Origin of the sequence: Glycomyces artemisiae (assembly GCF_003002955.1) — a bacterium.
Taxonomy (GTDB): domain Bacteria; phylum Actinomycetota; class Actinomycetes; order Mycobacteriales; family Micromonosporaceae; genus Glycomyces; species Glycomyces artemisiae.
The window spans coordinates 57593-79800 of sequence record NZ_PVTJ01000005.1 but is presented as its reverse complement, the minus strand read 5'-3'; the positions used below and the strand labels follow the sequence as shown (position 1 = coordinate 79800).

Genomic DNA, 22208 nt, shown 5'->3' with positions numbered 1-22208 from the left:
CTAGGCGCACAGTTGCAGAAGCGTCCAACCGCTCGAACTGTAACGCTGCTCTAATGGCGGGTATGCGTGAAATTCGACAGGGCCGCTTCGGCGAACTCGACGGGCCCACGGTGTTCGCCCTGGCCAGACTCAGGCAGTCCGTGTTCGTGGTCGAGCAGGAATGCCCGTATCCGGACCTCGACGGTCACGACACCGCCGCCTCGACCGTCCACTTCTGGGCCGCGGGCGACGAACCGGGTGAGGCCGTCGCGTGCCTGCGGCTCCTCCACGACGGCGCGAGCCTGCGGATCGGTCGCGTCTGCTGCGTCCCCGAAGAGCGCGGCACGGGCCTGAGCGGGCGGCTCATGGCGGCGGCCCTCGACCTCGCGGGCCCGGAGGCGGACGTGGTGCTCGACTCGCAGACCTACGCGGCGGGCTTCTACCGCAAGTACGGGTTCGTCGAGGACGGCGAGGAGTACGTGGAGGACGGCATCCCGCACGTCCCGATGCGGCGCGCGGGCAAATGACGCCGCGGCGCGGGTCCGGGAGCGGGGCCCCGGATCTGAATGCCCCGCTCCCGGACGTCTCGGTTCCCTACTCCGGCTGGGCTTCCAGCTTCGAGGGGTCGACGACGCCCCAGTAGGCGGCCTTCGCCTGGAGGCGGTCGTCGAAGAACAGGGGCGCCTCGTGCGGGCGCGGCACGGGCCAGGTCCGCAGCCATGAGACTGCGTCGTACAGGCCCCACATCGTCACCGATTCGAGGTGGCGGGAGCGGGCGCGCAGCACGTCGAACAGCTCCTTGTAGTACCAGCCCTGCGCGACCAGCCGCTCGGGCGGCGTCGCCGGCAGGGACTCCTCCATGTAGTCGGAGACGGACACGTCGAGCTCGGTGACGGTCTGGAGCACCCGCAGGCGCCGGAACGCGTCGATCGACTCGCCGAGGAGCTGCGGGTCGCGCTTGTAGTCGACGTGGGCCTGGTGGCCGATCCCGTCGATGGGGACGCGCCTGCGCTTGAGGTCCTGCACGAGGTTGTAGACGGCCTCGCGCTTGTCGGGGAACTCGGTGTTGTAGTCGTTGAGGAAGAGCTTCACCTTGCGCGGGAAGACCCGGCGGGCGATCTTGAATGCCTCGCCGATGTAGGAGCCGCCGCCGAAGACCTCGTACCAGCGCGAGCGGCGCAGCCCGTCGGCCTGCTCGGGGTCGACCACCTCGTTGACGACGTCCCAGGCCCACACGCGGTCGCCGTAGTGCGCGGCGAGCGCGGTCGCGTGGGCCTCGAAGCGGGCGAGCAGGAGCGCCCGGTGCCCGGGGGTGCTCTGGAGCGGGTTCCCGTCGGCGTCCTGGAACCACCAGGCCGGGGTCTGGTTGTGCCACAGGAGGGTGTGGCCCCAGATCCGCATCCCGTTGGCCTCGGCGAAGTCGACGATCTGGTCGGCCCGGGAGAAGTCGAAGACCCCTTCGGTCGGCTGGATCGCCTCGGGTTTCATCTGGTTGCCGGTGGTGACCTGCGCGAAGTGCTTCGCGAGGAGTTCGGCGGGCTTGCCGACGACCTCGCGCGGCTCGACGGCGCAGCCGATCGGGAAGTCGCATTCGAGGACGTCTTTGAGCGGCGGCAGGTCCTGGATCTCGGGCTCCTCGATGCGGGTGAGCGTGAAGTTGTCGACCAGGACCGGCGTGAGGCTGGACGCGGACTCGACGTAGAACTGGAGCTGGTCGGCGGCCTGGGTGATCGAGTACGTGCCGGTGAACTCGGTCCAGGCGTCGGGGGTGACCGCGGTGTTCCACGTGACCGATTCATAGGCGGTCGATCCGGCGGCGTCGCGCTGCACGGTGGTGCGCAGGTCGGCGGCCTCGGTGCCCGAGGGCAGGCGCATGAGGACCCGCAGCTGGTAGCGGACGCCGACCTCGATGTGGGCCGTGACGTCGATGGCGGCGCCGTTCCAGGTGGCGGTGCGGCCCTCCACGAGGAGGTTCCCGTCGGCGTTCACCGAGAGGGCGACCGCGCCGCGGGCGTACCAGCCCTCGGTGGTGCCGGTCGAGAAGTCGGTGGACAGCAGCAGGTCGTCGGCGTGCGCTGGGCTCGCGAACGCGAGCGGGAGCACGGCGGCGCCGCTCGCGACTGCCGCACCGGCGAGGACGGTGCGGCGGGTGGTGTTCTGGAAGACGGGGTCGCGGTGAGGGGAGGGATGCGGCATGGACGCTCCTTTGCGAAGTGAGGGGTCGCCGCGGCCGGAGTCGTGGAGTGCCGGCCCGCGACTGCACGGTCAGCATAGCTCGTCACCGAAAGTTTCGGAAACTTCCATTCAAAGTATTGATATGTTACGATCCTCTCGTCGGCGCTGTCAAGGCGGCGACCTACCACTGTGGTGGAGATGTGAGGGGCTCTGCCGCAAGAAGAAAGGGGGCCGGCGAAAGCCGGCCCCCTCCAAGCGCTGCTGTCCCTACGCCTCTTCGGGCTGCTCGATGAGGCTCTGGATGTACAGCGCCTCGCCGATCTTCTCCAGGATCTCCAGCTGCGTGTCCAGGTAGTCGATGTGGTGCTCCTCGTCCTTGAGGATCGACTCGAACAGGTCGCGCGAGACGTAGTCCTTGACCGACTCCATGTGCTCGATGCCGCGCTTGAGGCGGTCGATCGCCTCCACCTCGATGAGGCGGTCGCACTCGAAGATCTCCTTGATGGAGGTGCCGATGCGCAGCGGGAACAGGCGCTGGTAGTTCGGCATGCCGTCGAGGAAGAGGATCCGGTCGGTCAGGATCTCGGCGTGGCGCATCTCGTCCATGGACTCGGCGCGGGTGTACTTCGCCAGCTTCGCGTAGCCCCAGTTCTCCTGGAGCTTGTAGTGCAGGAAGTACTGGTTGATCGCGGTGAGCTCCGCGGTCAGCTGCTCATTGAGGAATTCGATGACCTTCTTGTCGCCCTGCATCGGCGGTGTCCTTCCCGGTCGTCCAGTGGCCCGGTCGGCGACCGGTGGCCCCAGACTAGGCCCAGGTCGGGGCCCAAATCCAGCCAGGAATACCTAAAATAGGACAACCTATCCTAACGGAGGGGCGCCTAAAGGGACGGGAAAATACGGATACGGCGGGCGCTCAGGCGGCCGCGGGCGCGGCGTCCGTGAAATAGCTCTCGATCATGTCCTGGAGGCGGTCGTGGCACGTGCCGCAGCTCGTGCCCGCGTCGCACGCCTCGCCGATGGCCTCTTCGGTGCGCGCGCCGGCGCGGATGCAGTCGCGGACCTCGTTCTCGTGGACCGCGTGGCAGATGCAGGCGTACACGCACCGACCTCCGGCAGGTTAGGCAGGACTAATAAAGGCATGCCTAACCTACCTACTGACCGCACGATCGGCAACCGTCCGTTCGGTCACTTGCCCAGCAGCGTGCCCAGGACCTTCACCGCGTGCTCGATCCCGGCGTCGTCCACGTCCAGGTGCGTCAGCATCCGGCCCCAGTCCGCGCCGAGCACGGAGATCTTCACGCCTTGGTCCGCCGCCGCGGCGGCGACCTTGGCGATCTCGGGGATGCGCACGAGCACGATGTTGGTCTCCACCTGCGCCGCGTCGCAGATCCCGAACGGCTCCAGCGAGCGCGCCAGGTGCTGCGCGCGGGCGTGGTCCTCCGTGAGGCGGTCGATGTGGTTCGCCAGCGCGTAGCTCCCGGCCGCGGCGAGGAACCCGGCCTGGCGCATGCCGCCGCCGAGGCGCTTGCGGATGACGCGGGCGCGCTGAGCGCGCTCGGCGTCGGTGATGAGGAGCGAGCCGACGGGGGCGCCGAGGCCCTTGGAGAGGCACACGGAGACGGTGTCGAAGAGGCGGCCGTAGTCGGCGAAGGGGGTGCCGGTGGCGGCGTGGGCGTTCCAGATGCGGGCGCCGTCGAGGTGGAGGCCGAGGCCGTAGGCGTCGGCGAAGTCCTTGAGGCGCCGCAGCTCCTCGATGGGCTGGATCGTGCCGCCGCCGATGTTGTGGGTGTTCTCGACGGCGATGGCGCGGGTGACGGTGACGTAGGGGTTGGGCCGGTTGATGAGCGGCTCGATGAGGTCGGCGTCGACGCGGCCGTGCTCGCCGGCCCAGGTGCGGGTGGAGATCCCGCCGAGCGCGGCGGCGGCGCCCATCTCGAAGTTGACGACGTGCGCCTTGACGTCGGCGAGCAGTTCCTCGCCCGGGCGGACGAGGAGCTGCAGGCCGATCTGGTTGGCCATGGACCCGGTCGGGGTGAACACGGCCGCTTCCTTGCCGAACAGGGCGGCGGCTTCGGCTTCGAGGGCGTTCACCGCGGGGTCCTCGCCGTAGACGTCGTCGCCGACGTCGGCGGTGGCCATGGCTTCGAGCATGCCCGGGGTCGGGCGGGTCACGGTGTCGGAACGGAGGTCGACGATCATGATCCGATTCTAGCCGCGCGGCTAGTTGGTTTCCGCCGCCGCTAGTAGGGGTTCTCGCCGTTCCCGATGCCGAGGACCGGGAGGTACATGCGCTCGCCGTCGGCGGTGAACCCGTCGTAGACGATGTCGAACAGGTCTTGGATGCCGAAGGCCCGCAGGGCGTCCACCATCATGTGGGCGGCCTGGTTGGTGGCGGTGCGGTCGGTGGAGTTGAACGTGCGCGACCAGTTCGGCTGGGTGCCGCTGGGGGCGCGGAATCCCATGCTCGGCAGGTTCGAGAGCCCGCCTCGCCAGGCGCCGGAGACCGCGGCGCTGGCCTCGACGCGCAGGCCGTCGTCCACGAATGCGGCGACGTACCTGGCGGACCAGTCGCCGGTGCGCAGGAGGACGGTGCCGGAGGTGTCGACGACGGGGACGTCGGCGGCCATGTCCTGGAGGAGGGAGCTGAGGCGCTCGGTGAACTCGCCCATGTCGTGGCAGGCGGGCTCGGGCGGGCGCGCGCCGGACCTCGCGTAGGCCGACCAGCCGGAGATGTCGCCCTTGCCGATGGCGTGGGCCTCAAGCTGTTCGAACAGGTCGGGCGAGAGCAGGCGCAGCGTGACGCCGCCGTGGAAGCGGCGCAGGTGCAGTTCGAAGATGAGGCCGTCGCGGTACCAGCGGATCCAGGGCCCGCCGTCGCCGCCGCGGATCTCGGGCGCGCCGAGCTCGGCCATCATGGTCCGCAGGACTTCCCGGAAGATCAGGGTGCGGTGGTTCTCGCCTTGGCGGCCCCGCTCGGCGGAGCGCAGGACCATGACCTCGATGGAGTAGAAGTCGGCGCGTCCGGTGACGGGAGTCTGCGGGGGGATCGAGTCGGCGATGGCGTTGCCGGTGTCGTAGCCGGTCTCGGCGCGCCACATGCCGATGTCGACCTCCGCGGAGCGGACCTGCCACCCGAGGTCGGACATGCCGCGGACGAGGTCGGCTTTGTTCCAGCGGCCGAAGTCGGTTTTTCTGGCACGGCGGAGCAGGTCGACGAGCTGCGTTTCGGTGATCCGATGTGTGCCGAGCATCCGGTACCGTGCCAATCCATCCGTAGTCGAGGCCGCGGGTCCGAGACCCGGCCGGCCACTGCGGTTAGGGTAGCCTTGCCTGAGATACCGGGTCGAGAGGTGAGGGTCGGGAGTTGTCCGATACTGTGCGGCAAGACACGCTCGTCAGCCTACTAGGCGGCAAGCGCGGCGCCTTCGACGCCACCGCCCCGCTTGTGGTGTTCGTCCTCACCTGGCTCCTGACCGGGAACTCGATCGCCTGGGCCGCTGGGGCATCCCTCACATCGGCCGCCGCCATCGCGGCCGTGCGCCTCGTCCAGAAGCAGAAGCCGCGGGCCGTGGTCCTCGGCCTCTTGAGCGTCGCGGTCGCCGTCCTCATCGTCCTCTACACCGGACGCGCCCAGGACATCCTGCTCCCCCGCATCGTCTCCAACGCCGCCAGCGCCCTCGTCTGGGCCGGCTTCATCGTCTTCCGCCGCCCCCTCCTCGGCCTCATCGTCGGCGCCCTCCTCGGCCAGCGCACCCACTGGCGCCTCGACCCCGCCCTCCTGCGCGCCTACTCTCTCGCCTCCTGGGTCTGGGTCGCGATGTACACCCTCCGCGTCGCCGTCCTCACCCCGTTCTGGAACTCCGACAGCGACGACCTCGCCGTCATCGGAGGCGGCCTCGCCCAGATCCTCCTCTCCTGGCCCCTCCTCATCCTCTGCCTCCTCACCAGCGGCTGGATCATCAAGGCAACCCTCCCGAAGGATCACCCGGGCCTGAGACACCCGCAGGTCCCGGCCGACGCACCCGCCCCCGAGACGACGGCCTCATAACCCAGTCCCCTTCCGCCCCAAGGGAACCAGATTCGAGTCGGATGCCCGACACTCCGGCGCTTCATTGCCGAGATCCGCTTGTGTGCAGCACTACACTCAACAACATGTCCGGCAACACACAAGCGAGTGGATTCCTCACACAAGAGGAACTCGACCGCCTCCTGCCCGCCGGGCACCCGGTGTCCTATCCGGCTGGAACGATCGTGCTCCGGGAGGGCGACAAGAGCGACTTCGTCCTCTACCTCCACTCGGGCCACATCAAGGCACTTGCAGGAAGACCCAAGGGCATCGTCTACATCTTCGCGCCCGGCAGCATCGCCGGAGAGCTTGCAGTCATCATGGAGAAGCCGCGTTCGGCGGACCTCGTCTGCATCAATGAGGTGGAGGCCCACTTCATACCCGGGCCGATCTGGCTCGAATTCCTCATGACCGAACGGCGGGTGAACCTGGCGATGATGCGGTACCTCGCCAACCGGATCCTCGACAAGGATCAGCCGGAGGTCGAGTCTTTGACGACCAGCGAGTTCAAGGTCGCCCGTGGCATTCTGCGGCTGCTGTCCGCGGGGATGGGCAAGCAGACTCCTCGGGGCATTCTCATCAGCGGCGTGACCCAGCGAGATCTCGGGTCGCTGAGCGGCCTCTCGAGGGAGTCCGCTGCACTCGTGTTGAAACGAATGCGCACGGAAGGGATCGTGTCCACTGGAAGAGGTTCCTTGACCATCAAGGACCCCGCGGCGATCGAGCGCTTCCTGCTCAATGAGAAGCAGTCGCCGTTAATCGCCAATGCACGCCATAGCGTGCGGTTCCGATCCCATTGAGCACGTTCCGATCGAACTAGGAAGAAGCAAGTGGCAGTTGCCAGCGGCCTTGCGGAGAACGCCCCTCTCGTGGGGAGAGCCCGTGACGCGAGAACACCTGACCGCACTCACGACGGCTGGCGACTCATCGCCCTGGTCCGGAGGCTCATCAGGGACGAAGACTTCGACCCGAAGGACTTCGTCATCGTCGGGAGCGGCCGCCTCGTGCCCACTCAGCACCGGTCGCGGATCTCAGATGTGGACCTTGTAGCCAGGGGACGGACCTGGAATCGCGCAAACGAGCTGGTCGAGCTCGGCCGCGGCTACAAGGAGTACGCCAAGTTCAGCGGTGCGCTGGTTGTTCGGCTATATGAAGGCCTGGTAGAGGTGTGCGACCACTGGTTCATGGACGGCGCCGAAACCGACGTGCTGATCGAATCAGCGGAGATCCTAGACGGCCTGCCTTACATGCGACTCGATGATCTCGAAGCCTACAAGCGGCAGCTGGACCGTCCCAAAGATCGCCGGGATCTCGCGGTACTGTCGCGTACCTTCCAACGGAGTGTTTTAGGAACTTGGTGAACCCAAGCAGCACCGTGGTTCTGGCACGATCGGCAATGAGCCGCGCACCTTGGAGAAGAATGATGCCACCCGCTTTAGCCCCTGCCACCGAGGCCATGGTCGAACTGGTCCAACGCGACATCGACCACTCCCGCCAGATGATCGCCCACGCGGACACCAAAGCCTCTTTCCTCGCCGCGGGTGCAGTCCCCTTTGCGGCCGTGCTGCTCGCAGCCCCCTCACTAACCGACCCTTCCACCGCGGTCAGAGTGGTCGCCTGGGTCGGATCGCTGCTGCTCATCCTTGGAATCGGGTGCCTCGGATCGGTGTTCTGGCCGAGGCTCCCCTCTGGCGACATCGGTATCCGTGCAGGTGCGAATCATTCTGCAAGCGAGGTGGCCGACCGCGCGCGGCTGCTGGCAGGCGACAAGGAGGCCCAGCTGGCGTCCTATTCCAAGGAACAGTCCGTCCTCTCGACGCTGGCACTCATCAAGTTCCGGTTCCTTCGTGCCGCAATGATCTGCTTCGCGCTTGCCGCCGTGCTGCTGCTCGTAGCGGCGGCAGTGTTCTTGTTCTAGAGGGCGGCGATCGACAAGCGCGGGCTGTCGGGAAATTGCAGGGGACCGATAAGGTTCCCCGTACAGCTCCGCGCTGCGTCCCACCCCCGCGACAGAGACGGATGATGCATGATCGCTGTGTACGTCTCGACGTTTGCGAGTGCGTTGGTGTCGGCGTTTTTTCCGGTTACTCCTGTTGAGCCGTATGTGGTCGGGGTGGTGGCGGTGACGGGGTGCTGGCCGGTCGGGGTGGGGTTGACGGCGGCGGCGGGGCAGACCGTGGGGAAGACGGTCATCTTTCTGGGGGCGCGGGGCGTGTTCCGGTCGGAGCGGGTGCGGGAGTGGGTGGGTGCCGCATCCGAGCATCGGAAGCGGAAGCGGGCCGCGCGTGGCGCGCGGCCCGTGTCGGCTGCGCGGGAACGGGTGCGGGCGCTGGGTGGGCCGCTTCGGGCCGCCGGGACCTGGTTGACCAGGTTGTTGGAGCGGCCTGCTCTCACCATTCCCGTGTTGTTCGTCAGTGCGTTCTTGGGGTTGCCGCCGCTGTTGGCCACCAGCATTTATATTGCCGGGACGCGGGTTCGGACTCCTGTATTCGTGGCCGTCTGCTTTGTCGGGCGGTCGGCCCGGTTCATCGTCATTGCGTATGCGCCGCAGCTTGTGCTCGGATGACTGCTGTCTCACCGGGAGCCAGTTGGTCGCTTTCCGTCCAGTCCTTGCCTGTCAGCAGGTTGTGGCCGGAGGCTTGGACCAGTTGCGGAGTGTCGGTGTGGTTGATCGCGAAGAGGTAGGTGGTGCCGTCGTCGTGGCGGCGGCGGACGAGTTCCAGGCCCTCTGGGGTGTCGGAGAAGAGGCCGAGGCGGTTGAAGAGCGGGTTGAGGTCGACGGGGCGGGTTGAGAGGTACCAGACGTCGCCTCGGCCGAGTCGGCGGTGGAAGACCGCGCCGGTCTCCGGGTAGTCCTTGAAGCTCGCGACGATTTCGGCGTCGATCGGGTGGGCCGCTTCGGTCCAGGTCTGGCCTTCGGTGCCGTCGTCGAGCCGGGCGCGTTCGCCTTCGGGAAGGGGGATGAACTCTTCGACGCGTACGCCGATCAGGTCGCGGATCGCTCCGGGGAGGCCGGGATGCACGTGGTCGTTGCCGTCGACGATGCCGGAATACGGGCCGATGACCAGCCGTCCACCGTTCTCGACGTAGGCGCGCAGGTTCGCGTCGGAGTCGAGGAGGTACAGGTGCGGGGCGAAGACGTACTCGTAGCCGGAGAGGTCCCAGGCGGGGTTGGCGAGGTCGGTGGTGATGCCGCGGCGCCAGAGGGCGGCGTGCCAGCGGCGGAGTTCGGGGTACGTCGCCATGTCGGAGGAGGGCTGGCCCGGGGTCTTTGCGGCCCAGGAGGATTCGAAGTCCAAGAGGATCGCGGCGCGGGAGGCGACCGTGGAGCCTTTGATCTCTGCCAGGCGCTTGAGCTGCGCGCCGAACTCCTTCACTTCGCGGAAGACCTTCGAGTCCTCGCCGCCGTGCGGGAGCATCGCGGCGTGGTAGCGCTCGGCGCCGTATCGGGAAGCGCGCCATTGGAAGTACATGGCGCCCTCGGAGCCGCGGGCGACGTAGGAGAGGGAGTGGCGGAGCTGGTCGCCGGGGCGTTTGGCGAAGTAGCCGCGGCGCCAGGCGCTGGAGTTGGTCGACTGCTCCATGAGGAGCCAGGGGGAGCCGGCGGCGAGGCCGCGGGAGGCGTCGGCGCCGAAGGCCACTTGGGCGGGCCATTCGATGTCGGAGTCGTGCGGGGGGATGAGGTAGTGGTCGGTGGCGACGAGGCGGTTCGGGCCCGTGACGTGGTCGCCCCAGCGGTGGTAGTCGAGGCCGGAGAAGTCGCCGGTGACCATGAGGTTGGTGGTGATCGGCTTGTCGGGGCTGAACGCGGCGATGGCGTCGGCCTCGGAGCGGAAGAGGCGCAGGAGCGCGTCGGAGCTGAAGCGCTGCCAGTCGAGGAGGAGGCCCGGGTTGGGGGTCTCGGCGCAGATGCGGGGCGGGAGGACTTGGGACCAGTCGGTGTAGGTCTGGGACCAGAACGTGGTGCCCCACGCGTCGTTGAGGCCCGAGAGGGAGCCGTGGCGGTCCTGGAGCCAGGCGCGGAAGGCGTCGGCGGCGGCGTCGCAGAAGCAGGAGCGGTAGTACTCGTTGCCGACGTGCCACATGGCGAGCGCCGGGTGGCCCGCGTAGCGCTCGGCGAGGCGGGACGCCATCTCGACCACCTTGGCCTGGAAGGCGGGCGCGTGCGGGCAGTACTCGGCGCGGGCGCCGGAGTTCAGGCGGACGCCTTCGGCGTTGACGGGGAGGGTCTCGGGGTGGAGCTGGGAGAACCAGGGCGGCGGGGACGCCGTGGAGGTGGCGAGGTCGGCCTTGATATCAGCGGACGCGAGGAGGTCCATGATCGCGTCGAGCTGCTCGAAGTCCCAGGTGTCGGGCCCCGGATGCACACTGGCCCAGGCGAAGATGTTGACGCTGACGATGTTGACGCCGGCCTCGCGCATGAGCCGGACGTCCTCGTCCCAGACTTCGCGCGGCCACTGCTCGGGGTTGTAGTCGCCCCCGTAGGCGAGGCCCTCGACCGTGGGGATGATGTCGGAGTTCGGGTGTGCCACTACCGGCCCTTCAAGATCGTTGGCAAGCGCATTCAGACGTACTCAGGATTGTGTCGCGACGATGCCCTGGAGGTCAAGCTCCTCGCGGCGCACGCAGCGGACGCCGTCCTCTAGCGGGATCGCACCGGTGTCGCAGCGGCCCTCGACGGCGTGGCGGCAGCGGCGCGCGAAGGCGCAGCCCGGGGGCGGGTTCGACGGGTCCGGAAGCTCGTCGGGCAGGAGGATGCGGCCGCCGCGGCCCTTCAGGGACGGGTCGGGGATCGGGACGGCCGACATGAGCGCTTCGGTGTACGGGTGCTGCGGCCGCTCGTAGAGGTCCGCAGTGGACGCGAGCTCGACGATGCGCCCGAAGTACATGACCGCGACCCGGTCGGCGAGGTTCTCGACCACGGACAGGTCGTGCGAGATGAACAGGTAGGTCAGGCCGAGTTCGGATTGCAGTTCCCGCAAGAGGTTCAGGATCTGCGCCCTCACGGAGACATCGAGCGCCGAGACCGGTTCGTCGGCTACCACCAGGCGCGGGTTCACGATCAGCGCCCTCGCGATGTTCACGCGCTGCCGCTGCCCGCCCGAGAACGCGTGCGGGTACCGGTCCATGTAGTCCGGGCTCAGGCCCACGCGCCGCATCATCTCGGCCACGCGGTCCTCCAGCTCCGAGCCGCGGGCCTCGCCCGTGGCGACGAGCGGGTCGCCGATGATCTGGCGCAGCGTGAACCGCGGGTTCAGCGACGAGAACGGGTCCTGGAAGACCATCCGGATCTGGCGCCGGTAGCGGGCCCGGTCGCGGTCGCGCATCGCCGTGAGGTCCTCGCCCTCGAACAGGACCGAGCCGCTCGTGGCCTTCTGCGCGCCGACGATCGTGCGCCCCAGCGTGGTCTTGCCGCAGCCGGACTCCCCCACCAGCGCGAGGGTCTCCCCCGGCACCAGCGCGAGGTCGACGCCGGAGACGGCGTGGTTCTCCACCGTGGTGCGCCCGAGGAGGTTGCGGCGCACGGGGAATCGGACGTGGAGGTCGCGGACCTCCAGGAGCGGGTCGGTCATGCCCTGGCCCCTTCCGTGTCGTAGAGGACGCATTCGGCGGTCCGGCCGCCGCCGAAGTCCACTTCGGTCGGAGCGTCGATGTCGCACTTCCCGGCGACGGCCTCGGCGCAGCGGGGGTGGAACGAGCAGCCGGACGGGCGGTGCAGCGGGTTGGGGACGGTGCCGGGGATGGTCGGCAGGTCGCGGCCGCGGTCGCGGCCGAGGACCGGCACGGAGGCCAGGAGCGCCTTCGTGTATGGGTGCTTGGGATCGGCGAAGAGCTCGTCCACGGGCGCGCGCTCGACCACGCGGCCGAGGTACATGACCGCGACCTCGTCGGCGAGCTCGGCGACCACGCCGAGGTCGTGGGTGATGAACATGACGGCCATGCGGTGCTCGGCCTGGAGGTCGCGGAGCAGGTCGAGGATGCGCGCTTGGGTCGTCACGTCGAGGGCCGTGGTCGGCTCGTCGGCGATGAGCAGGGACGGGTTGGCGCACAAGGCGATCGCGATCATGGCGCGCTGGCACATGCCGCCGGAGAGCTGGAACGGGTAGGCGTCGATGCGGCGCTTCGGGTCGGGGATGCCGACCGCGTCGAGCAGCTCGACGGCCCTGGCGCGGGCGGCCCTCTTGTCGAGTCCGGTGTGGATTCTGAGGGTCTCGATGAGCTGGGCGCCGATGGTGCGCAAGGGCAGCAGCGACGCGGCGGGCTCCTGGAAGATCATGCCGATGTCGCCGCCGCGCAGGCGCTGGAGGCGCTTGCCGCGCGGATCGAGCGAGAGGATGTCGAACGGCTCGCCGTCCCCGTGCCACGTGATGCTCCCGGCGTCGATCGAGCCGGAGTCCTCGACGAGTCGCAGGATCGACCGGGCCGTGACGGACTTGCCGCAGCCGGATTCGCCGACCACGCACAGTGTCCGGCCCGCGTAGACTTCGAGGTCGACGCCGTCGACGGCGCGGACCTTCCCGTCGAACGTGTCGAAGCTGGTGCGCAGCCCCGAGATCTCAAGCAGCGGTTTCAAGGTCTGCTCCATTGCTCACCTAATGCTTGTAGGGGTCGGCGGCGTCGCGCAGGCCGTCGCCGACGAAGTTGAACGCGAGGACCACCAGGACCACGCACAGGCCCGGGATGAGCAGCCACGGCGCTCCAGAGAGGACGCTCCACTTGCTCGCGTCCTGGAGCTGCACGCCCCACGAGACCGCGGGCGGGCGCAGCCCCATGCCGAGCCACGACAGCGCGGTCTCGGCGAGGATCATGCCCGGGATCGACAGGCTCAGCGCCGCGATCACATGCGAGGAGAACGAGGGCAGCATGTGCCGGAACATGACCCGCGCGTGGCTGGAGCCGTCGAGGCGCGCCGACGTCACGAACTCCTCGGACCGCAGCGCCAGGAACCGGCCGCGCACTTCTCTCGCCAGGCCCGTCCACGCGACGAGCGCGAGGATCGTCGTGATGATGAAGTACCTGCCCACCGGGCCCATCGTGGCCGGAAGCGCGGCGGCGAGGCCGAGCCACAGCGGGATCGACGGCACCGACATGATGAGCTCGATGAGGCGCTGCACCACGTTGTCGATCCAGCCGCCGAAGTAGCCCGAGACCGCGCCGAGGACGATGCCGAGCAGGAACGCCAGCAGCACGCCGATGATGCCGACCGAGGCCGAGACGCGGGTGGCGTACACGAGCTGGCTCAGCAGGTCCTGGCCGTCGGTGGTGGTCCCGAACAGGTACATCGGGTCCTCGACGTCCTTGGGGCCGATCAGGTGCCGGTCCATCGGGATGAGGCCGAAGAGCTCGTACTCCTCGCCCTTGACGAAGAGGCCGACGTCGACCCGGTCGTCGGGATCGGCCTCGTAGGTGATCCGCAGGGACCGGGGGTCCTGTTCGGACGTGTAGCCGTCGACGTGGAGGCCGAAGCGGAACCCGTCCGGCCCGTCGGTGTCCCAGAGCTTGAGGACCTGCGGCGGCGCCGTCGTGTACTCCGAGTCGCGGTGGCGGTCGCTGAAGGGGGCCACGAACTCGCACAGCGCGATGACGACGAGCATCGCGGCGAGCAGCCACGCCGAGACGAGCGCGAGGCGGTGCTTCTTGAAGGCCCACCACACCAGCTGGCGCTGCGAGGCGCGGGTCCGCCGGACCTCGCTCGGGCTGGGGGTCATCCCGTCGGGGGCGTCCGATTCTTTGAGCGTCATCGGGGCGTCACCTCTGGTGTCCGAGTCGGATGCGGGGGTCGAGCCAGCCGAGCAGCAGGTCCGAGATCAGCGTGCCGATGACGGTGACGACGCTGAGGACCATGATGATCGACCCGGCCAGGTACATGTCCTGGGACTTCAAGGAGCCCAGGAGGATCGGCCCGAGCGTCGGCAGGCTCAGGATCTGGCCGACGACGATGTCGCCGACCAGCAGCAGCGGCAGGATCCACCCGATCGTCGACACGAACGGGTTGAGCGCCACGCGCAGCGGATAGCGGCGCAGCAGCGGCCCCTCGGGGACCCCGCGGGCCCGCGCGGCCGTCACGTACGGGCGGCGCAGCTCGTCGAGCAGGTTGTTGCGGATGATCCGCACCAGCCCCGCGACGCCGCCCGTGCCGATGACGATCATCGGGATCCACAAGTGGCCCAAGAGGTCCAGGAGCTTCCCGAGGTTCCACGACGCGTCGCACCACTCCGGCGAGCACAGTCCCGAGGGGACCGACCCGAACCAGGTCACGCTGAAGTAGATGAACACCAGCGCGATCAGGAAGTTCGGGGTGGCGAGGCCCAGGAAGCCCACGGTCGTCGCGGCGTAGTCGCCGACCGAGTGCTGCTTGACCGCCGAGTACACGCCGATCGGGAACGCCAGCGCCCACGTCACCAGCAGCGTGATGAGCGAGACCGCGATGGTCCAGCCCAGGCGCGGCGCGATGACCTGCGAGACGGGCTTCTCGTGCTCGAACGACATGCCGAGGTCGCCGTGCAGGACGATCTGCGTGAACCAGTGCCAGTACTGCTGGAGCAGGTTCCCGTCGAGGCCGTACCTGACGCGCAGGTTCTCGATGTCCTGCACCGTCAGGCCCTGCCCCTGCGCCGCGTAGCGGGACTGGAGCGCGGTCACGTAGTCGCCGGGCGGCAGGTTGATGATCACGAAGACCACCAGCGAGATCGCCAGCAGCGTCGCCGCCATGTAGAGCGCGCGGCGACCCAGGTATCGAAGCACGGTTGTCCCTCTGCCTGACTAGTTCTCGTCGATGTACCACTGCTCGGGCGCGGCCGGGCCGGGCGTCCCGTACGTGGGGTTCTCGGGCATGGCGCCGCCGGTGTTCTTGAGCCGGTTGGCGACCACGGCCCAGGCGCCCTGGCCGCGGACCGTGCCGATGGCGAGGAACTCCTCCTTGGCGATGGCGAGGATCTGCTTGAAGATCTCGTCGCGGGCGGCCTCGTCGGGCTCGGCCTTGAACTGGTCGTAGAGGTCCCACTGCTCGGTGATGAACGCGGGCGGCTCCTCCACGAGCGGGTCCTGCGTGGCGCCGCTGGTGTACAGCTCGGACCACTGGCGGCCGAAGAACGCGCCGCCGCCGGGCCCGGCGGCCATGTACCAGTAGACGGAGGTGGTCTCGTCGATGTTGCCGCCGTCGCCGGTCCACACGGTCAGGTCGAAGTCGCTCTCGTTGACGAGGACCTGCCAGTTCTCGCGGGGCTGGCTGCCGATGTGGAGCTGGACGCCGACCTCGGCCCAGGTGTCGACGATCATGTCGAGGGCGTTGATCCAGATGGTGCCCAGGAGCGCGTCGTCGGCGACCGCGGCGGTGAATTCGAGGCGGGTGCCGTCGGCGGCGGTGCGCACGCCGTCGGCGCCGAGCGCGTACCCGGCGTCGTCGAGGATCTGGTTCGCGGTGTCGGGGTCGTATTCGAGGTACTGGGTGTCGAACGCCTCGTCGTAGAAGCGGGACTCGGGCCGGGGGGCGGCCTGGGCGGGCTCGCCGACGCGGTTCCAGAGGACGTCGATGAGCTCCTGGCGGTTGATCGCGTGCGACATGGCGATGCGGAACTGCTTGTCCTTGAAGATCGCGCGCAGCGCCGGGTTCTGGTGGTTCATGTTGAACGCGAGGTTCATGTCGCTGGAGTAGGTCGATTCGAGGTCGACGACGGTGTAGTCGCCGTTGCCCTCGTTGTCGACCGCGTCGGCGCGGTGGGCGTTGTCGTTGAAGTGGCGCGAGTGGAAGTCGTAGTCGCCGTTGATCGCGTGGGCGAACATGGTCTCGACGTCGGCGATGATGTTGTAGCGGACCTCGTCGAGGTACGGCAGCTGGCTGCCCTCCTCGTCTACCTTCCAGTAGTACGGGTTGCGCTCGAAGAGGGCGTAGTCGGCGTCGGAGATCGGCTTCTTGCAGATCCACGGGAGGAGGGTGGGGAGGTCGGGGTTCTCCCACATGAAGTTCCAGAGGTTGCCCTTGGAGGTGAAGCGGGCGACCCAGCCGTCGAAGCCCTCGTCGATCGCCTCTTGGTCGGCGTTCGGGTTGAAGTCGAGGTGGAACTGCTCCAGGTAGTGGCGGGGGTACATGGTGAAGCGCTGGCCGGAGGTGCCGGCGGCCATGTCGTCGCGGAAGAGGGGCTTGGGCGAGTTGAACCTGACGATGAAGGTGTAGTCGTCGACGATCTCCAGTTCGGCGGGGGTGCCGTCGATGGAGGCGAGTTCACTCGGGAAGCCTTGGGTGAGTTCGGGGTTGGAGGCGACGTTGACGAAGGCGAACTCGACGTCGGCGGTGGTGAGCGGCTCGCCGTCGGACCACTTGACGCCTTCGCGGAGGACGATCGTGAACTCGGTGGCGTCGGCGTTCGGTTCGAGGCTCACGGCGATGTTGGGGCGGATCTCGGTCCAGTCGCGGGAGCGTTCGAGGAGGTGGCCGTCGTTGATGGTGCGCCACAGCCAGGGGCCGTCGGCGGCGCCGGTGACGGCGGTGGTCCAGGTGCCGCCGTAGGCGCCGGAGGATTCGGCGGGGGTAATGACGAGGGGCTCCTTGGGGAGGCGCTCCTCGACGGGCGGGAGGTCGCCCGCCTCTACCCGCTCGGCGAGCATGGGGGCTTCGGGGCCTTTGTCGCCGCCGCCTTCGGCGGAGTCGTTCTCGGTGGAGAAGAAGCTGCATCCGGCGGCGGAGGCGGTGATCGCGGCGCCGCTCGCGGGGACGAGGCTGCGGCGGGTGAGAGCGGGGTGCCACTGGAGGGCGGACCGCTGGGAGGGGTTGCGGGGCTGCTGAGTGCTCATCGTCGAGCGCTCCTTCCGTGGTCGCGCAGTGCACATGAAGGGGTCCGCCGGAGCCCTGCACGACTCCGCGGCGTACCGAAACTGTTGGGGGATTTCCGGAACAGATTCGAAAACTTTCGGTAATAGGCGTGAGCGTACGGCACCGCCAAAACAGCGTCAAGGCTGGTAAGTCGCCGCAAAGGTCACGATCGAGTCACGATTGGCAATCGCATTCCGCCTCGGCGGCACTGAACAGTTTCGGAAGTTTCAGGATTCGGCTCACGCTTGCCGCCAGTGACGAGGATCGATGCCCTATTCGGCGCGGCGCGGCGGCAGGCCCCTCCGGTACCCCTCCCAGAGGGAGCGCATGACGAAGATCTTCTCGTCGAGCTCGTCGTCGGCCGAGAGCGCGCGGCCGGAGTAGGGGGCCTGGAGGCGCCAGGGCCGCTGCGACGGGTCGCTGACGTAGACGACCGGGACGGTGCGCCCGGCGCGGCGCTCGGCGCGGATGTCCGCGACCTCGGTCCACGCGGCATAGCGTTCTGACTTCGCTTGCGGGCCTTGGGATTCGAGCGGGTGGATGCCGCGCTCGTCGAGGACCACGCCGTGGCGGCGGGCCCCGGCGTACGCGACCGCGAGGGCCACCGCGGCGGCGACGAGCACGAGGCCGCCGAGGGTGAGGTGGGACCAGTGGCCCGCGGCGAGCATGTACCCGACGGCGGGCACGAGCGCGACCAGCGCGGAGACGCCGCCGAGGAAGAGGGCGCGGCCGATGACCTGTCGCGTCGTCGGACGGAATGTGATCTTGACGGCCACACTCACCCCCACCAGGCTCGTTCCGCTGCCGATGACCTGATCGTGCCACGCGCGGCGCGCACGTCAAGCGACAATCGGACAGAAACCGGACCGGCACTGTGCGGGCCCCGCGCCCGCGTGTGTCAATCTGGACGCATGACGTCCGCAGACTCCCCGCTCCCGACCCGCCGCCTGCGCGTCCGCCGCTCCGCGGCGATCACCGGCGCGGCCTTCGTCGCGTGGCTGACCGTGGCCCCGCTGTCCCTGTCGCTCATCGTGGAGCAGCCGCTGTGGAGCCCGGTCTCGGTCGTCCTCGGCGTCGTCCTCCTCTTCGTGCCCCTCGGGATCTCCATGTGGGCGTGGCGCGCCGGCGTGGACGTCACCACCGACGGCATCGCGGTGCGCGGCATGTTCTCCACCCGCGAGATCCCCTGGCAGCAGATCGACGGCTTCGCCACCGGCAACGAGGGCGTGCAGGCCATACTCGCGGACCAGTCCCAGGTCAGACTCGACCCCCTCCGCCCCGAGAACCTCCCCCAGGTCCTGGAGATCGGCGGCCAGGAGCTGCGCACCGACGCGCCGGACGAGCGCTAGTAGCCGTCCGAGACGACGTTCTCCAGAGGCTCGCCCGCTGCGAAGCGGCGGAGTTGAGGGCCGATCGGGGCGTAGGCGCGGTCGAGGGTGCCGTCGACCGAGGCGCCCGCGTGCGGGGTGATGAGGGCGCCGTCGAGGTCCCAGAGGGGGTGGCCCGGCGGGAGGGGCTCGGGGTCGACGACGTCGACCGCGCAGCGGAGGCGGCCGGAGGCGACTTCGGCGACGAGGGCGTCGGTGTCGACGATCGGGCCGCGGGCGGCGTTCACGAGGAGGGCGCCGTCCTTCATGCGGGACAGGAACTTCGCATCCACGAGGCCGCGGGTGGCGTCGGTGAGCGGGAGGATCAGGATGACGATGTCGAACTCCGGCAGGAGCGTGTCGATCGCCGCGATGGGGTGGACGCCGGGGCGCTCGCGCCGGGCGACCTTCTCGACCTCGACGCCGAGCGCGGTGAGCACCTCGGCGACCTTCTCGCCGATGTCGCCGGCGCCGACGATCAAGGCGCGCTTGCCGACCGCGGTGGTGGTCCACTCGACGCGCCATTCGTGGCGGGCCTGCTGGCGGGCGAACAGGTCGAAGCCCCGCATCGAGGCGATGACCGCGCCGACGGTCCATTCGGCGGTGACCCCGGTGTGGACGCCGCGCGCGTCGCACAGGGTCACGCCGGGCGGGACGACCGGGACCCAGACCTCGGCGCCCGCGCTGAGCAGCTGGATCGCCTTCAGGGACGTCATGTCCCGCAAGGGGGTCGTGACCTTCGACTGGGCGAGGAACGGCGGGACCCAGAACTCGACCGTCGCGGGGTCGGAAGGGTAGTCGGATCTCCCGTCGTAGACCTCGACGTCGACGTCCGCGGGGAGTTCGCCCAGGAGGGCGCGGCCTGCTTCGTGGGCGATCCAGACTTTCACAGGTCCCAAGCCTAGTCGGAGCAATCGCTTGCGCGAGGCGAGGCATAGAACGGCCCCCGGCTGGGGACCCCCGGGCGATGATTCGCGGGGAACGAGTGCTGTCGTGGACTGCCTATAAGGTTGTCGCCATGCGCAGGTTGCTCTCGGCCGCGGCGGCTGCCGCCGCCGCATTCACGCTCGCCTCGTGCTCCTTCGGCGAGCCGCCCGAGCCCGAGACCGGCGAGCCCCCGAACCTGCCGACCCCGTCGGGCGCGCCCGAGAGCCCGGCCACGTTCATGGACGTCGTCGCCGAGGGCCTCGACGTCCCCTGGGGCCTCGACTTCCTCCCCGACGGCACCGCGATCGTCGGCGAGCGCACCGGGCGGCTCCTCCAGATCCCGATCGCCGCCGACGGCACCGCGGGCGAGCCCGTCGAACTGCGCACCGTCGACGTCGACGACACCGGCGAAGGCGGCCTCCTCGGCATCGCCGTCTCCCCGAATTACGACGACGACCACGCCGTGTACGTCTACTACACGAGCGGCGACGACAACCGGATCGTCCGCGTCGACCCCACCAGCGACGCCGCACCCGAGCCGGTCCTCACTGGCATCCCCTCCTCCGACCACCACAACGGCGGCGCCCTCGAATTCGGCCCCGACGGGTTCCTCTACGCGGCCACCGGCGACGCCGGGGACGACGCCGCCGCGCAGGACCCGGACTCGTTGGGCGGCAAGATCCTCCGCATCACCACCGACGGAGCGCCCGCCGACGGCAACCCCGACCCGGCGTCCCCGGTCTACTCCCTCGGCCACCGCAACATCGAGGGCCTCGCCTGGAACGCCGCGGGCGAGCTGTACGCCACCGAGTTCGGCCAGGACATCGCCGACGAGGTCAACCGCATCGAGCCCGGCGCCAACTACGGCTGGCCGTACTACGAGGGCCCCGGCGGCGACCCGAAGTACACCGACCCGGTCCTGACCTGGGAGCCCTTCGAGGGCTCCTGCGCCGGGGCCGTGTTCCTGGAGGACTCGCTCGTCACCGCGTGCCTGCGCGGCCAGCGCCTGTGGATCGCCCGGTTCGACTCGTCCGGCGCGGTCGCGGGCGAGCCGCAAGCGGCCGTCGTCAGCGAGTTCGGTCGACTACGATCGGTCGCCATGGGCCCCGACGGGATGCTGTGGGTGACCACCTCGAACCGCGACGGCCGCTGCGTCGAGGAGCGGGGCTGCACCGCGAACGAGGCCGACGACCGCATCATCCGCTTCTCCACCAGCTACGCCGCACAAGGAAGGGTATAGATGAACGACCGGTCCCCCGCCCTGCGCCGCCTTCGAGACACCGCGCGCCGTGCTGCACGGCGCGGGAGATCCGTGTGGCGCAAGGCGGCCGCGGGCTGGTCGAGGTTCAAGGACGCCCCGGCGACGCGGCGCGGCGCCGTGGTCGCGGCGGTGCTGGCGCTCGGGGTCGGGGCCGCAGCGGCGGGCCTGGCGCTGGTGGGCGGCACGAAGGCCGACATCGGGCCGTTCGACACGACCGTGTCGATCCACCCCGACGTCAGCGGCGAGACGAAGGTGAACATCCCGCCGCTGGGCGACATCATCTTCGACAGCCACGACGGGCCGATCGGCCTGGACCTGTCGCTCGACTCGATCGACCCGGTCGAGGCGCAGTACATCATGAACTCCCCCGACGGGTTCACGACCGCGTCGCAGAGCCTGGCCTCGGACGTCACGGACGCGGTGATCCGCGTGGCCGTGGAGGCGTTCGCGATCGTGACGCTGTGCGGGCTGCTGGTCGGCGCGCTCGCGTTCCGGAACATGCGGCGGGCGCTGCTCACCGGGGTCACCTCGCTGACGGTGACCGTGGCGCTCGTGGGGTGGGCGGCGGCGACGCTGCGCGCCGAGGCGGTCTCGCAGCCGCGGTACGAGGGCCTGCTCACTTACGCGCCCAGCGTGGTCGGCAGTGCGGAGAACATCGCGGAGAACTACGAGGAGTACGTCGGGGACCTCCAGCAGATCGTCACGAACATCTCCGGGTTCTACACGCTGGCGATGGACATGCCGCAGGTCGGCATCGAGGACGATTCGATCCGCATCCTGCACGTCTCGGACCTGCACTTGAACCCGAGCGCCTGGCATCTGATGGAGACCGTGGTCGGGCAGTTCGACATCGACGCGGTCGCCGACACCGGGGACATGAACGACTGGGGCTCCGAGCAGGAGGCCGACATCTTCTCGCGCGGTGTGGAGCAGATCGACGCGCCGTACGTGTTCGTGAAGGGCAACCACGACTCGGCGACGACGGTGGCGGCGCTCGCGGCGTACGACAACGTGGTGATCCTCGACGGCGAGGTGCGGGAGATCGCGGGGCTCCGGTTCGCCGGGGTCGCGGACCCGCAGTTCACGCCCGACAAGGGCAATCTGCCCGACAAGGCGTACGTGCAGCAGATGCTCACCGAGTCCGGGGAGCGGCTGGCGAGCTCGATCGAGGAGGCGGGCGGCGCCGACGTGGCGATGGTCCACGAGCCGCCGATGGCCGAGCCGCTGGCCGGGGTGGTGCCGCTGGTGCTGGCCGGGCACATGCACGAGCGGTCGGTGTCGGACCTCGGCGAGGGCACGTCGCTCATGGTCGAGGGGTCCACGGGCGCGGGCGGTCTGCGGCACTTCACGTCGTCGTCCACGGGCAAGATGGAGATGGACATCCTGTACTTCGACCCGGACACGAAGGCGCTCACCGCGTACGACTCGATCTCGGTCGGCGCCGGGGACACCACGGACGTGACGCTGGACCGGACGGTGATCCCCACGGACGAGCAGGTCGACGAAGTCGAGATCCAGAACGGCGCGGAGTCGACCGCACCGCAAGAGGATTAGTGTTTTCTGTTCATGTTCTGTCGACCTTGAGCTGTTCTTGAGTTAACCCAGAGTTCAAAATCAGTTTGC

At 69.0% G+C, this 22208-nt stretch carries 22 protein-coding genes; 9 read left to right on the top strand and 13 right to left on the bottom strand.

Going from position 1 to position 22208, the window contains the following annotated elements:
- The first annotated feature begins 62 nt into the window (after positions 1 to 62).
- Entirely contained in the window at positions 63 to 506 is a 444-nt protein-coding gene (locus B0I28_RS13930; protein WP_106364451.1) for a GNAT family N-acetyltransferase, read from the top strand.
- 67 nt (positions 507 to 573) lie between these two features.
- On the opposite strand, the gene B0I28_RS13925 is transcribed toward B0I28_RS13930, so the two are convergent.
- The 5 genes from B0I28_RS13925 to B0I28_RS13905 form a co-directional block, all read right to left on the bottom strand.
- The gene (locus B0I28_RS13925) at positions 574 to 2175 is read right to left on the bottom strand and encodes an endo-1,4-beta-xylanase (RefSeq protein WP_106364450.1); all 1602 of its coding nucleotides are present in this window, start codon (positions 2173 to 2175) and stop codon (positions 574 to 576) included.
- A 246-nt stretch (positions 2176 to 2421) separates the two neighbouring features.
- Positions 2422 to 2904 carry a bacterioferritin gene (gene bfr / locus B0I28_RS13920; protein WP_106364449.1) on the bottom strand — a complete coding sequence of 161 codons (483 nt, stop codon included), beginning with the start codon at positions 2902 to 2904 and terminating at the stop codon, positions 2422 to 2424.
- A 163-nt stretch (positions 2905 to 3067) separates the two neighbouring features.
- Complete coding sequence (locus tag B0I28_RS13915) at positions 3068 to 3253, bottom strand: (2Fe-2S)-binding protein (RefSeq protein ID WP_106364448.1); 186 nt, start codon at positions 3251 to 3253, stop codon at positions 3068 to 3070.
- 86 nt (positions 3254 to 3339) lie between these two features.
- Positions 3340 to 4350 (bottom strand): GntG family PLP-dependent aldolase, encoded by a 1011-nt coding sequence (locus tag B0I28_RS13910; RefSeq protein ID WP_106364774.1) that lies wholly within the window; start codon positions 4348 to 4350, stop codon positions 3340 to 3342.
- A 44-nt stretch (positions 4351 to 4394) separates the two neighbouring features.
- On the bottom strand, positions 4395 to 5405 hold the full coding sequence (locus tag B0I28_RS13905; RefSeq protein ID WP_106364447.1) for a TY-Chap domain-containing protein: 1011 nt from the start codon (positions 5403 to 5405) through the stop codon (positions 4395 to 4397).
- Positions 5406 to 5530: 125 nt separating this feature from the next.
- Between B0I28_RS13905 and B0I28_RS13900 the strand changes: the two genes are divergently transcribed.
- From B0I28_RS13900 to B0I28_RS13880, 5 genes are all read left to right on the top strand, one after another.
- Positions 5531 to 6202, top strand: a complete 672-nt coding sequence (locus B0I28_RS13900) for a DUF3159 domain-containing protein (RefSeq protein ID WP_245888972.1) — start codon at positions 5531 to 5533, stop codon at positions 6200 to 6202.
- A 104-nt stretch (positions 6203 to 6306) separates the two neighbouring features.
- Complete coding sequence (locus tag B0I28_RS13895; RefSeq protein WP_181245782.1) at positions 6307 to 7020, top strand: Crp/Fnr family transcriptional regulator; 714 nt, start codon at positions 6307 to 6309, stop codon at positions 7018 to 7020.
- 30 nt (positions 7021 to 7050) lie between these two features.
- Entirely contained in the window at positions 7051 to 7581 is a 531-nt protein-coding gene (locus B0I28_RS13890; protein ID WP_106364444.1) for a hypothetical protein, read from the top strand.
- A gap of 95 nt (positions 7582 to 7676) precedes the next feature.
- Entirely contained in the window at positions 7677 to 8138 is a 462-nt protein-coding gene (locus B0I28_RS13885; RefSeq protein WP_106364443.1) for a Pycsar system effector family protein, read from the top strand.
- A 108-nt stretch (positions 8139 to 8246) separates the two neighbouring features.
- Positions 8247 to 8786: a hypothetical protein gene (locus B0I28_RS13880; RefSeq protein WP_106364442.1), complete on the top strand. Its 540-nt coding sequence runs from the start codon at positions 8247 to 8249 to the stop codon at positions 8784 to 8786.
- Here the strand turns inward: B0I28_RS13880 and B0I28_RS13875 are convergent.
- The 7 genes from B0I28_RS13875 to B0I28_RS13845 all read right to left on the bottom strand — a co-directional run bounded on the left by B0I28_RS13875 (position 8752) and on the right by B0I28_RS13845 (position 17812).
- Positions 8752 to 10752, bottom strand: a complete 2001-nt coding sequence (locus B0I28_RS13875) for a beta-galactosidase (RefSeq protein ID WP_106364441.1) — start codon at positions 10750 to 10752, stop codon at positions 8752 to 8754. The two genes, B0I28_RS13880 and B0I28_RS13875, sit on opposite strands and share 35 nt — an antisense overlap.
- A 42-nt stretch (positions 10753 to 10794) precedes the next feature.
- Entirely contained in the window at positions 10795 to 11793 is a 999-nt protein-coding gene (locus B0I28_RS13870; protein ID WP_219926758.1) for an ABC transporter ATP-binding protein, read from the bottom strand.
- On the bottom strand, positions 11790 to 12806 hold the full coding sequence (locus B0I28_RS13865; protein ID WP_106364439.1) for an ABC transporter ATP-binding protein: 1017 nt from the start codon (positions 12804 to 12806) through the stop codon (positions 11790 to 11792). Before B0I28_RS13865 ends, B0I28_RS13870 begins: the two co-directional genes overlap by 4 nt.
- 7 nt (positions 12807 to 12813) lie before the next feature.
- Positions 12814 to 13962: an ABC transporter permease gene (locus B0I28_RS13860; protein ID WP_106364438.1), complete on the bottom strand. Its 1149-nt coding sequence runs from the start codon at positions 13960 to 13962 to the stop codon at positions 12814 to 12816.
- Between the two features lie 7 nt (positions 13963 to 13969).
- Positions 13970 to 14965: an ABC transporter permease gene (locus tag B0I28_RS13855; RefSeq protein ID WP_106364437.1), complete on the bottom strand. Its 996-nt coding sequence runs from the start codon at positions 14963 to 14965 to the stop codon at positions 13970 to 13972.
- An 18-nt stretch (positions 14966 to 14983) separates the two neighbouring features.
- Positions 14984 to 17011, bottom strand: a complete 2028-nt coding sequence (locus B0I28_RS13850) for an ABC transporter substrate-binding protein (RefSeq protein WP_181245781.1) — start codon at positions 17009 to 17011, stop codon at positions 14984 to 14986.
- Between the two features lie 291 nt (positions 17012 to 17302).
- Positions 17303 to 17812 carry a hypothetical protein gene (locus tag B0I28_RS13845; protein WP_146148095.1) on the bottom strand — a complete coding sequence of 170 codons (510 nt, stop codon included), beginning with the start codon at positions 17810 to 17812 and terminating at the stop codon, positions 17303 to 17305.
- Between the two features lie 129 nt (positions 17813 to 17941).
- On the opposite strand from B0I28_RS13845, the gene B0I28_RS13840 reads away from it, so the two are divergent.
- The gene (locus tag B0I28_RS13840) at positions 17942 to 18379 is read left to right on the top strand and encodes a PH domain-containing protein (RefSeq protein ID WP_106364434.1); all 438 of its coding nucleotides are present in this window, start codon (positions 17942 to 17944) and stop codon (positions 18377 to 18379) included.
- Here B0I28_RS13840 and B0I28_RS13835 read toward each other — a convergent pair.
- Entirely contained in the window at positions 18376 to 19287 is a 912-nt protein-coding gene (locus B0I28_RS13835; RefSeq protein ID WP_106364433.1) for a 2-hydroxyacid dehydrogenase, read from the bottom strand. The genes B0I28_RS13840 and B0I28_RS13835 overlap by 4 nt on opposite strands.
- Before the next feature lie 128 nt (positions 19288 to 19415).
- On the opposite strand from B0I28_RS13835, the gene B0I28_RS13830 reads away from it, so the two are divergent.
- Entirely contained in the window at positions 19416 to 20564 is a 1149-nt protein-coding gene (locus B0I28_RS13830) for a PQQ-dependent sugar dehydrogenase (RefSeq protein ID WP_106364432.1), read from the top strand.
- The gene (locus B0I28_RS13825) at positions 20565 to 22139 is read left to right on the top strand and encodes a metallophosphoesterase family protein (protein WP_106364431.1); all 1575 of its coding nucleotides are present in this window, start codon (positions 20565 to 20567) and stop codon (positions 22137 to 22139) included.
- The last annotated feature ends 69 nt before the right edge of the window (positions 22140 to 22208 follow it).

Excerpts from the sequence above, each read along its gene's own strand:
- B0I28_RS13830 (WP_106364432.1), top strand. The coding sequence starts at position 19,416 with ATGCGCAGGTTGCTCTCGGCCGCGGCGGCTGCCGCCGCCGCATTCACG.
- B0I28_RS13925 (WP_106364450.1), bottom strand. The coding sequence starts at position 2,175 with ATGCCGCATCCCTCCCCTCACCGCGACCCCGTCTTCCAGAACACCACC.
- B0I28_RS13850 (WP_181245781.1), bottom strand. The coding sequence starts at position 17,011 with ATGAGCACTCAGCAGCCCCGCAACCCCTCCCAGCGGTCCGCCCTCCAG.
- B0I28_RS13860 (WP_106364438.1), bottom strand. The coding sequence starts at position 13,962 with ATGACGCTCAAAGAATCGGACGCCCCCGACGGGATGACCCCCAGCCCG.
- B0I28_RS13870 (WP_219926758.1), bottom strand. The coding sequence starts at position 11,793 with ATGACCGACCCGCTCCTGGAGGTCCGCGACCTCCACGTCCGATTCCCC.
- B0I28_RS13895 (WP_181245782.1), top strand. The coding sequence starts at position 6,307 with ATGTCCGGCAACACACAAGCGAGTGGATTCCTCACACAAGAGGAACTC.
- bfr (WP_106364449.1), bottom strand. The coding sequence starts at position 2,904 with ATGCAGGGCGACAAGAAGGTCATCGAATTCCTCAATGAGCAGCTGACC.
- B0I28_RS13840 (WP_106364434.1), top strand. The coding sequence starts at position 17,942 with ATGACGTCCGCAGACTCCCCGCTCCCGACCCGCCGCCTGCGCGTCCGC.
- B0I28_RS13825 (WP_106364431.1), top strand. The coding sequence starts at position 20,565 with ATGAACGACCGGTCCCCCGCCCTGCGCCGCCTTCGAGACACCGCGCGC.
- B0I28_RS13885 (WP_106364443.1), top strand. The coding sequence starts at position 7,677 with ATGGTCGAACTGGTCCAACGCGACATCGACCACTCCCGCCAGATGATC.
- B0I28_RS13880 (WP_106364442.1), top strand. The coding sequence starts at position 8,247 with ATGATCGCTGTGTACGTCTCGACGTTTGCGAGTGCGTTGGTGTCGGCG.
- B0I28_RS13905 (WP_106364447.1), bottom strand. The coding sequence starts at position 5,405 with ATGCTCGGCACACATCGGATCACCGAAACGCAGCTCGTCGACCTGCTC.
- B0I28_RS13930 (WP_106364451.1), top strand. The coding sequence starts at position 63 with ATGCGTGAAATTCGACAGGGCCGCTTCGGCGAACTCGACGGGCCCACG.
- B0I28_RS13865 (WP_106364439.1), bottom strand. The coding sequence starts at position 12,806 with ATGGAGCAGACCTTGAAACCGCTGCTTGAGATCTCGGGGCTGCGCACC.